This window comes from Paenibacillus sp. P4_A7 (assembly GCF_056402455.1).
This window is the reverse complement of record NZ_JBFUHJ010000169.1, coordinates 1-10,684: the sequence shown is the minus strand read 5'-3', so window position 1 is coordinate 10,684 and position 10,684 is coordinate 1. Positions and strand designations below refer to the sequence as shown.

Here is a 10,684-nt window from a genome sequence, read left to right as displayed (position 1 = left end):
ATTTGGGACATGTTCACGTTTAAACTGACTCCAGCCGCTGAACGTATAGGCTACCGCACCCTTTGGCTTACCTTCGGATTGGTCGTAGCTGCCCAGATAGTAAGGTCGAATGGTCATGCCATTCTCTGCTCCGCGCTCCATTTTCTGAATGAAACGTGATGGGTTTTTCATATAATACAAGAGAACATCCTTGTGTCCAAGCCTATTATACAGATGCTCAAACAGGATAGGATCATTTTGTTTGATTGCAGTATCGCCCTGAAAATAATTAGTGCCCGCCAGTACCTTTAATTCAACAGGCAGTCCTAGCTCCTTCAGTGCAGCTTCAGGATTTGGAGAATCCTTCAATATACCGAAAAAAACACTTTGATATAAATTGATGTTTTTCAGATCCTTTGGCGCCGCAAAATACATGACAGCCGTAGCGAATAACAGTACCGCTGAGCTAATGACAATCATTTTACGCCAGGAACGATCCGTCCTTATCGACCAGAACCGCAGGCCTATCAAGATTAACAACAAGCCAATCGGTGCATTTTGCAGCTTTGTACAAACTAGACAGAAGCTTGCTATGTAGAAAAGCAATAATAATCGTTTTGACGGCTCCTTACTTTGAACGACAGCTAATCCAAAGCCTAACGTCATCAGCATGAATATAAGCGTAATAGCCTCGCCAAAGAATGAGTTGAAATAAGCAATATAACCGATATCTACAAATACGAATACCGCAATCGCAACTGTGACGGCATTCAGCAGCTTGGATTCACTTTTGTTGTACTTCATCCATATATATAGCGCGGCCAAGTACATAACTGCATACATGAACGATAGTACACGGATATCAAAAAAATCACCATTCAGCACTCTGCCCACTAATCCAGCTACTAAAACAATTAAGATTTGGGTTGATACATAACCGCCCCACTTCGCAGCAACATACTCATATTGTTGATGAAAATAACTAAAATACCGATCCTGATACGACTCATCAGCGTCGTAATAAATACCTCCTGCCGTCATAATCCGATCAAAGTCACCATTATCGGCTACACCTATAATCGGAGATAGCATAAGCACGACGAACATTACAACCGCTGCAGCGATAACAATAGCAATTTCACTTTTAAACCAACGTTTTTTCAAAATAGCCTCCTGAATTTTACGTAATAATATTCCGACCATCCATCAACTTATTTACTCATTTCCCAATATTCTACATGATTAAGACGACAGAAACTAGGCATTAGTTTCACCTCCCTTCGATTTTGATATTGCCATTCTTTCAGAATGAATATATACTAAAAGTAAGTAGTTATATAAAAGTAAGTAGTAAATCATAAGAAAGCATAAAATAAAACTAACCAGTAGGAGGGAACATAATGCCAACACAAATCGATCCGAATATTACACTTGGTGAAGTTAAATTAAAGATTAGTCATTTAGAGAGCTCGATTCGATTCTATCAAGACGTTGTCGGTTTGAAAATTTTGATGCTTAACGAAGCGGAACGCACGGTTTCGTTTTCGACAGACGGGGAAACTCCCCTGCTCATGCTTGAGGAAATTCCAAATGCGGCTGTTCCTTCAAGACGGTCAAATGCAGGACTGTACCATTTTGCGATATTACTGCCGAGTCGCATCTCACTATCCATTGCGCTGCGCAATTTGATCCGTTCCGGCATTCCTATCGGACAGGGAGACCATCTGGTAAGTGAAGCGTTGTATATTTCAGACCCTGACAATAACGGTATCGAAATTTATGCCGATCGTCCGCGGGACCAATGGAAGCGTGATGCGAACGGCGACTATGTGATGGCAACAGACCCGATTGCTTTGGAAGAACTGCTCGCGCTGAGTGAAGGAGCTGAATGGAACGGCTTGCCGCCGCAAACAGTTATCGGACATGTTCATTTACATGTCGGCAATTTGAGAAAATCGAGAACTTTCTATGAAGAGAAGCTCGGCTTCGATGTTGTGGGCGATTATGCGCAAATGTCAGCCGTTTTCGTCTCAGCAGGCGGATATCATCACCATATCGGCATGAATATTTGGGCAGGTGAAGGCGCCACAATGCCTCCCGCGAATGCGGTTGGATTGAGCTATTTTACAATTATGTTCCCTTCCACGAAAGCACGTGAAGCTCTGCTAGAGCATCTTCGCAGCGAAGGTGTCGCAGTCAATGAACAAAATAATGTGTTCGTCGTTCATGACCCAGTAGGCATTGCAATCCGTCTCGACTATAAGCACTAATTATGGTGTTGAACTCTTCTCATGATTGAGGCTTACTTTTAGAATCGGGGGTAATAAGAATGGCTATGCCAACCCATATTGTTGCAGTAGGCGGTATCGTAATTAATGAACACGGAGAAGTCCTTTTGGTGAAAACACAGCATGGCGGGTGGGTATTTCCTGGCGGACAGGTGGAAGTCGGAGAAAATCTAATGGATGCTTTAATTAGAGAAATTAAAGAAGAAAGCGGTATCGATACGACTGTTTCTCACTTGATAGGCGTTTATTCGAATACATCCCTTTATAAATGGCATGACGGTGTTACTGATGTTCCTACTAAAGTCATGTTGGATTATGCATGCAGACCCGTTGGTGGACAATTGTGTACTTCAGAGGAAACATCAGATAGTCGCTGGGTTGCAAAGGATAAGGTGCTAGATATGGTTACAGCACCAGCGATCCGTACTCGCTATCAAGCCTATCTGGACTTCGTCGGAAGTGTACATTATATGGAGTATGTAACCAAGCCCGAGTTTGAGTTGAAACTGAAACGGACTGTATAACCCATCATGGGGTATAGATCAATATCGAAAATTCATTGTATTACATTTAGTTTTTTGCTACTATGGCAATAGTATATATTTAGAAATTAATCATTCTTCTATACATCAGGAAAATTTCAATAATTAAATTGTAAGCAAATATACAATTCATACAAACTAATTCGACTAAACGCAATGACTGGGACTACTAAGGAATAATTATTGTTCAGAGAACTGTCGGTAGGTGCGAGACAGCCAATAATTCCCCTAACTCACCCATGAGCGATATGATTGAAAATGATTAGATCATAACGGTTCACCTCCGTTACCGGGTTCTAAGGATTCGTTGTCAGCTATGTTACAACAACGATTCAAGAAGAGTGGTACCGCGAAGGTTAAACCTATCGCCTCTTTGTAGGCGATAGGTTTTTTCTGTTTTTTTATAAAAAAACTAGAGGCAGGTGTTATGGTGAATGAAGAATGTTATTGATTATTATTCTAATTTTGATGAGTGGGGAAGGTTAGATAGAGAACCATTGGAGTTCACTATCAATATGCATTTTATAAAGAAGTACCTCCCTACATCTGGAACAGTGCTCGATAATGGTGCAGGACCGGGAAAATATGCAATGGAATTGGCGAAGCTCGGATATAACGTAACGCTCTCTGACCTAACGCCTAAACTAGTTGAAATAGCTGAGCAAAAGGCAACTGATCTAGAACTAACACAGCAGTTTAGTGGATTTCATGTGTTAAGTGCAACACATTTAGATGTATTAGCTGATGAGATCTATGATGCTTCTTTGATGCTTGGTCCTCTATATCATTTACAAAAAGAAGAGGAACGAATATCAGCAGTCAGAGAGCTGTATCGTGTGACTAAGAAAAACGGCATTATATTTATTGCTTTCCAAAGTCGGATAAAAAAGACTATTACATGCTTAAAGTACCCTCAATTCTGGAAACCAAATGACAACATGGACGCTATAAAAGAGTTCTACGAAAATGATGGTACGTTTAATCATAGTGATAAAGGTCGATTTACGGGAGCTTATTTTTTTAACATTGATGAAATAAAGCCCTTTATAGAGAGCAATGGATTTGAAACGATTGATCTAATTGGTTCTTCCAGCATCGCTTCAATGTTGACCGATGAGCAAAAGCAACACTGGGTAGATGAGGGTGAGTACGACAAGTTGATAAACTTTTATATTGCTATGGCTAACGATCCATCTGTTCTGGGAATCTCCTCTCATTTGTTGTATATAGGTAGAAGAAAGTAACAGCGCAACTTATATATTTCGGCTTATCCGCCACATTCAGGTGCACTTGTGCACCTGATTTCACCCACACCCCTTTATAATCCCCTTTCAATCGCGCGCCCTCTCGCCATCCTCTCCTCCTCTAGACCGACAAGTAAAACATGCTCAAGACTGTACTCTTCTGAACTGGCTTTGTTATAAAATATGGATAGTCTCAAGAACGGCTGAGTTCATAGCGTGTGCGGCGGAAGTGAGTTTTGTTCCTCGAATTTCAAGCATATGCTTTCGAAGCGAGCGTTGTTTCACAAAACTTTAGGAGGTTTATCCTATGTCCGTATTGGAAGTACGTCATTTACAGAAATCATATGGCTCGGTCAGCGCTGTAAACGATATTAGCTTTTCAGTGGAAGCCGGAGAAGTGTTCACCATCATCGGACCGAATGGAGCAGGCAAGACGACTACTTTAGAAATGATTGAAGGCCTTCAGACACCTGATACGGGTCAAATCATGTTTGGTCCTTTGTCGTGGGCGAGGAACAGCGAGCAAATTAAAGTGTCGATCGGAGTTCAACCTCAATCGGGAGCTTTATTCGATTTATTAACGGTTGAGGAGAATCTCGACTTATTCGCTACCTTCTATCCAACATCAAGGCCTACAACTGAGGTTCTCGAAATGATTAGCTTAACTGACCAACGAAATAAGCATGTCAAAAAGCTCTCAGGTGGACAGCGGCAGCGGCTCGCAATTGGACTTGCGATGATTAATGACCCCTCGTTGATTTTTCTCGATGAGCCGACTACAGGTCTTGACCCTCAAGCTAGACGAAACATTTGGGATATTATTTTAAAGCTGAAGGAGCTTGGAAAAACAACAATACTAACCACACATTACATGGAAGAAGCCGAGAAACTCAGCGACCGTGTATGTATTGTTGATCAAGGCAAAGTCGTTACGATAGATACACCTTCCGCGCTAATTGAACGGTTGACGAAGGAAAGAGAGGTTCGCCTTTCCTTTATGGATGGAGAAGCAGCGGCCATAGAAACAGAAAAAGTTGCGAGCCTCCACCACGCCGTGGTCCGCACGAATCGGGAAGGCTCATCGCTTCAGCTGTGGACAACACAGCCAGAGGATACGTTGTATGAGCTATTCGGATTTACAAAAGACCGCGGTTTTCGGGTAGAGCAAATCTCAATTCGTGAGATGAGCCTCGAAGATGTGTTCATTGCCTTCACCGGCAAAGAATGGAGGGACTAAATGAATAACGCCAAGCAATTTTCAAAAATGTTCACTTCCCAAATCAAAATGATGTCTCGTGAAAAACAAGTCTGGTTTTGGAACATCTTTTTCCCAGTCATATTAATGGTGTTATTTATGGTTATTTTCGGAGGTGGTACCAGCAGCAGCTTTAAGGCCACGATAGCCGTTGTTGAGCCGCAGCCTAACGCGACATCAAAACTACTAATAGAGCAGCTTCGGCAAATATCGGTTTTTGAATTTAAAGAAGAGCAGCCGGTTAGTAAGGAGAAGGGCACGGAGTGGGTTGAAAATCAAGATATCGATGCGCTCATCGTGCTGCCAGAATCGGAAAGTGCTGCGAAGCTTCAGTTAATTGTGAATAAACAGGATGAAAAAGGGGCTTCCACACAAGCAATCTCCGGTATTTTAGACAAATTTATTCAACAAGCTAACTTCGCCATAGTCGGCGCCTCGCCAACCATCAGCATGACGATGGACTCCGTTTCTTCCGGTGCTGAAGATCTCAACTATGAGGATTTTCTACTTACTGGCATGATTGGCTTATCGGTTGCTCAAGGCGGGTTGTTCGGAATGGTTGATCTCGTAGAAATGCGGCGGCGCGGCTTGATGAAGCGGTTACGTATGACTCCGGCGAAAATGGGACTTTACGGATTAGCCGGCATGCTTGTCCGACTCATACTTGGCGTTATTCAAATCATTATTTTATCATTGATCGGCGTATTTGGCTTTGGTGCTAACTTGCATATTAATGTATTCAGTTTAGTTATTGCATTTATCACAGGTGGATTGGTATTTAATGCGATGGGGTATTTGTTCTCCTCGTTCAGCAAATCAATCGAGGCTTACATGGGGATGGCTAATATCGCGAGCATGCTTATGATGTTTCTTAGTGGCGTATTTTTCCCGCTTGAATCGTTGCCCACATGGTTGCAGCCAGTTACGCAAATGCTCCCCCTCACCTACTTCGTCGACGGAATGCGAGACGGTCTTATCTATGCTGCTGGCATAACCTCGAGCTCTTTCTGGATAGGGATGGGCATCATGGCATTATGGGGTGTCGTGTCCTTCTTAGTTGGACTGCAAGTATACAAGGCAAAATCAATTGCAGCATCAAGGTAAAGACGAACGCTCGTGTCTCAAGGTCTGCACCAATAAAATAACCACAAATTAAGCTGTAAGCCCGGGATCGGTGCTTACAGCCAGAACAGCTACTCTATCAACCAGAGTTTCTAAACCCGTCCGGATGGTGTATATCCTTGCAGCAATTGGTCCATTACCCAACTCGTTCGAGCGGCGCTTTCCCCATGACTTGGACTTGCCGCTCCGCCATTAAGCTCGTTCACCATCGTTTGAATTAAATGCTGCTGTATATGCTGCGGTCTCTTTGACTCAAACTCCGTAATGCCTTCGTCCGTCATAAGTACAACCGGCTCGTCACCAAAGGTAGAAAAAGTAAGCTTACCTTTGCTACCTACAATTTCATTGATGTCCACATTCTCGAAGGCTGTAAAACACCATACTCCTGTACCTTGAATACCAGATTCGAACAAAAAGCTCCCCGTAACGATATCTTCTACGGAGTACAGCCACGCCTGATTGCCTGCATTTCCTGTTGCCGCTTTAATAGGACCCAATAAGAAATCCATGATGTCTAGAGTATGACTAGCCAAATCAACAAACAAACCGCCGCCCGATATTGCCTTATCCAGACGCCATGGGAGCACCTCATTGTCGGATTTCATATTAGATTGCTTGCTTTGCTTCATTGTAACGAACCGAACGTCGCCAATTGCCCCGCTATCAATTAACTCCTTTATTTGGATGAAGCGAGGCAACGCCCTCCTATAAAAAGCAACAAACAAAGGAACTCCCGCTTCCTCGCAGCTCTTCATCATCTGCACGCATTCCTCGTAATTAAGAGCCATTGGCTTCTCTACATAAACAGGCTTACCCGCTTTCGCACATTTCAACACATATTCCTTATGCTGAGCGGGAGGTGTTGCAACATAGATCGCATCTACTTCTGAATCTTGAATGAGCTGATCGGCGTCATCATACCATTTAAATATTCCATGCCGCTCTGCATAGTCTGCGGCTAGCGCACCATTACGACGCATAACCGCAACTAACGCGCTATTATCGGCTTTCTGAAAGCCAGGCCCACTCTTTACTTCCGTCACGTTTCCGCAGCCAATTATTCCCCAACGAATGGTTTTCAAAGTGTAATCTCCCCTTATCTACTGACTAATCCTTACCTTGTCATTCGATGTGGGAGATCACTATACCTTCAACTTAGGATGCAGCAGCTGTGATTTCTCAATTTGGATCGTCGTATGTTCAATTTGAAATTGTGCTGCAACTTGTTCTATTGCTTCTTGCAGCACCACTTGGCAGTCTACGGTATCATCTACAGCAAGATGACAGCTTAATGAGTCTAGTCCTGATGTTATCGTCCAAATGTGCAAATCATGTACATCCTTAACCCCTTTTATCTGTAGCAGAACAGCTGTTACTTGCCCGGTGTCAATTGACGGAGGAGTTCCCTCCATTAAAATATGGACCGATGATTTAATGATGCCCCATGCGCTTTTCAAAATAAGTAAGGCTACTATGACGCTGATAATCGGATCAGCAATATACAAGGAGAACAGTGACATAAGAATCGCTGCAATTATTGCTCCTACCGAGCCTAACGCATCGCCCAAAATATGAAGATATGCACTACGAACGTTCAAGTTGTCATTCACATCAGCCTTCCGCATCAAAAACCATGCACTTACCAAATTAGCCAAAAGTCCAATTATCGCGATTGTCATCATCGTACCGCTCGCTACTGTCGGCGGTTCACCTATCCGTTTTATCGCCTCTACTATAATAAAGGCGGCAACAACAAACAGAGTTACTCCGTTTAACAACGCAGCTAATATTTCAAAACGATGAAAACCGAAGGTTCGACTAGATGAAGCCGGCCTAACAGCAAACCACATAGCAACCAAGCTTAATGCTAAAGCCGTAGTATCACTAAGCATATGACCCGAATCGGAAAGCAGTGCTAAGGAGTTGGTAACCAGTCCGCCAACAAATTCCAATAGCATGATGACAGAAGTAATAACAAGTGCGATTGTCAGTCCCATTTTATTATTTGGCGCATGCGAATGCCCATGGTGACCGTGGCTATGGCTATGGCCGTGACTATGACTACGGCTATGACTATGGCCGTGGCCGTGATGATGGTCTTGCGCATGCGAATGCGTGCGTTCATGATCTTGCGCATACGTGCGTTCATGATCGTGCGAATGCGTAAGATTCTGATCATGTGCATGTGTGCGTTCCTGATCATGCGCTTTCTTGGCAGGCCGCTCTGATTCTTTATGGTCATGCTGAGCATCGCGGTATGCATGCTGCTCAGATCCTTGATGATCATGCTTCGAATCGCTGTAAATATGCCGATCTAACCCTTTTTGATCATACTTCGCATTGCTGCAAACATCCTGCTCCGACTCATTTTGATCAAGTTTTTTATCTGCCATATTTATCTCCCCAATGTAAGGTTAGTCTCACAAATGCGTGTCATCAATTAGTGAGTTATCGAATATTGAATATAATACATATGAACATATGCTCATATGTATTATATTCAATATTTACCTCATATGCAATACACAATAACAATTCACATCCAAATGTGTTAACCCGTACAAACTCAACTTTAATCTGCTCTATTTTAGCGGCTCAAAACAGTAGTTGACTGATCGTGAGAAAGGAATTTCTTCAATCATCTAATTTGACTGTATTTTATACAATCAACGCCACATTAAAACGACGTGTTTCACACATTGACTGTATTTCATCCAATCAAATCGACTGTTCCGCAGCTAAAGTGCCAAAATTCACCCATTTGACTGTATCTTTTCCAATCAAACGCATTAAAATTGAAAATAACAGCAGTTTAAATGGACAAAATACATTCAAACCATCCATCCATACATACACTCAAATCACCCATACATTTATATTTATCAAATATGAACAACGGTCGCAGGATGCCGCTCCATTCGAAAAGGAATTCATGTATTCAAGCTCTCATTTCATTTCAAACTTGAGACCGTTTTGCAAAAAAAGAGCATCGCTACCGACTAAATCGGATAACAATGCTCTTTATTATTTCTATTTTAAATGGGTTTACAGCCATTGCTATAACGAGTTGACCGCATTACTTCAACGCGTTAACTGCCTCACTCATCGCCTGCTCTAGCTCCTCTACGTATTGACGACGCTGCTCCTCGCTCCAACCTAATTTCTGTGCCATCGCTGCAATGACTGGCTCTTTCCATTTCCGAACGTTCCCGATCCGGAAGAAGAGATCGCCTGTACGTCGAATGAAGAAGTCGATTGGCTTCACTGCCATCTCTGCTTCAATCGAATAGCGGAGCTCTACCGCTAATCCGAGCGGCAATCCAAAGGAATCCGCCCATTTACGTGTGCTCTCAGCAAGCTTGAATAGAATATCCATATTTGATCCATAACGCTTAGCAAGAAAAGCTGCCTCCTGCTCACTAAAACCAAATTTCTGCCCTTCTTCTGTCTTCTTAATTACAAAGGGTTCAAAGCTAGCCGACCCGCCTACGTCTCCGCCGGACATAGGTAATTTTTTTGTATCACTCTTCGCGTAATCGACAGTCTGATTTTCCTGCTTAAGCAGTTCGACAGCTTTGTCGACGACGCTCTCTGCCATTTTGCGATAACCGGTAAGCTTCCCGCCTGCTATGGAGATCAGTCCGGAGTCCGATATGAAAATTTCATCTCGTCGAGATATTTCGGAAGGCGATTTCCCTTCCTGCTGAATGAGCGGTCTAAGACCAGCCCAGCTCGATTCAACATCCTGTGCAACAAGCTTCAATCCTGGAAACATTAGATTTACTGCTTCTAGCAAATAAGTACGATCATCTAATGTAACCGTAGGATTGACCGTGTCTCCTGTATAATTCGTATCCGTTGTTCCAAAGTACGTCTTACCCTCGCGAGGAATAGCGAATACCATCCGTCCATCTGGCGTATCAAAATAAACAGCTTGCTTCAACGGAAAGCGGCTTTCATCAAACACAAGATGAACACCTTTTGTTAAACGCAGCGTCTTTCCCTGCTTTGAACCATCCATTTCACGCAGCACGTCAACCCATGGTCCTGTCGCATTCACAATTTTTGCGGCTGTAATGTTGTGCTCAGATCCGCTTATCTGATCGCGAACCAACGCACCGATAATTTTGCCACTTTGATCATAACGCAAGTTTTCAACCTTCGTATAGTTAACAGCCATCGCACCAGTTTCTACCGCTTTCTTCATCACTTCTATCGTAAGCCGGGCATCATCAGTTCGATATTCAACATAAT

General features: G+C 43.0%; 8 protein-coding genes, 1 pseudogene and 1 other annotated feature. Of the genes and pseudogenes, 5 read left to right on the top strand and 4 right to left on the bottom strand.

Features of this window, described 5'->3' with window-relative positions; all coding sequences use genetic code 11:
* Positions 1-1,143: glycan biosynthesis hexose transferase WsfD (gene wsfD, locus AC1DWN_RS18925; RefSeq protein ID WP_477560457.1), on the bottom strand; the 1,143-nt coding region annotated here is incomplete at its 3' end.
* Positions 1,144-1,379: 236 nt separating this feature from the next.
* Between wsfD and AC1DWN_RS18920 the strand changes: the two genes are divergently transcribed.
* The 5 genes from AC1DWN_RS18920 to AC1DWN_RS18900 all read left to right on the top strand — a co-directional run bounded on the left by AC1DWN_RS18920 (position 1,380) and on the right by AC1DWN_RS18900 (position 6,412).
* A complete protein-coding gene (locus tag AC1DWN_RS18920) occupies positions 1,380-2,249 on the top strand; it encodes a VOC family protein (protein ID WP_477560456.1) in 870 nt (289 codons plus the stop codon).
* 59 nt (positions 2,250-2,308) lie between these two features.
* Positions 2,309-2,791, top strand: a complete 483-nt coding sequence (locus tag AC1DWN_RS18915) for an NUDIX hydrolase (RefSeq protein WP_477560455.1) — start codon at positions 2,309-2,311, stop codon at positions 2,789-2,791.
* A 165-nt stretch (positions 2,792-2,956) separates the two neighbouring features.
* Positions 2,957-3,185: a binding site (T-box leader), on the top strand.
* A 58-nt stretch (positions 3,186-3,243) separates the two neighbouring features.
* Positions 3,244-4,053 (top strand): class I SAM-dependent methyltransferase, encoded by an 810-nt coding sequence (locus tag AC1DWN_RS18910; protein ID WP_477560454.1) that lies wholly within the window; start codon positions 3,244-3,246, stop codon positions 4,051-4,053.
* A gap of 307 nt (positions 4,054-4,360) precedes the next feature.
* Entirely contained in the window at positions 4,361-5,290 is a 930-nt protein-coding gene (locus AC1DWN_RS18905; RefSeq protein WP_477560453.1) for an ABC transporter ATP-binding protein, read from the top strand.
* Positions 5,291-6,412 (top strand): ABC transporter permease, encoded by a 1,122-nt coding sequence (locus AC1DWN_RS18900; protein ID WP_477560452.1) that lies wholly within the window; start codon positions 5,291-5,293, stop codon positions 6,410-6,412.
* A gap of 110 nt (positions 6,413-6,522) precedes the next feature.
* Here the strand turns inward: AC1DWN_RS18900 and AC1DWN_RS18895 are convergent, their stop codons facing one another.
* The 3 genes and pseudogenes from AC1DWN_RS18895 to AC1DWN_RS18885 form a co-directional block, all read right to left on the bottom strand.
* The gene (locus AC1DWN_RS18895; protein WP_477560451.1) at positions 6,523-7,512 is read right to left on the bottom strand and encodes a Gfo/Idh/MocA family protein; all 990 of its coding nucleotides are present in this window, start codon (positions 7,510-7,512) and stop codon (positions 6,523-6,525) included.
* A 60-nt stretch (positions 7,513-7,572) separates the two neighbouring features.
* Positions 7,573-8,526 (bottom strand): annotated as a pseudogene (locus AC1DWN_RS18890) (cation diffusion facilitator family transporter); the annotation flags it as partial.
* A gap of 980 nt (positions 8,527-9,506) precedes the next feature.
* A partial coding sequence (locus AC1DWN_RS18885) for a glycerol-3-phosphate dehydrogenase/oxidase (protein WP_477560450.1) occupies positions 9,507-10,684 on the bottom strand: 1,178 nt, incomplete at its 5' end.

What these genes read in the sequence shown, in the direction of transcription:
- AC1DWN_RS18920 (WP_477560456.1), top strand. Translation starts at nt 1,380, where the DNA reads ATGCCAACACAAATCGATCCGAATATTACACTTGGTGAAGTTAAATTA.
- AC1DWN_RS18915 (WP_477560455.1), top strand. Translation starts at nt 2,309, where the DNA reads ATGGCTATGCCAACCCATATTGTTGCAGTAGGCGGTATCGTAATTAAT.
- AC1DWN_RS18910 (WP_477560454.1), top strand. Translation starts at nt 3,244, where the DNA reads ATGAAGAATGTTATTGATTATTATTCTAATTTTGATGAGTGGGGAAGG.
- AC1DWN_RS18905 (WP_477560453.1), top strand. Translation starts at nt 4,361, where the DNA reads ATGTCCGTATTGGAAGTACGTCATTTACAGAAATCATATGGCTCGGTC.
- AC1DWN_RS18900 (WP_477560452.1), top strand. Translation starts at nt 5,291, where the DNA reads ATGAATAACGCCAAGCAATTTTCAAAAATGTTCACTTCCCAAATCAAA.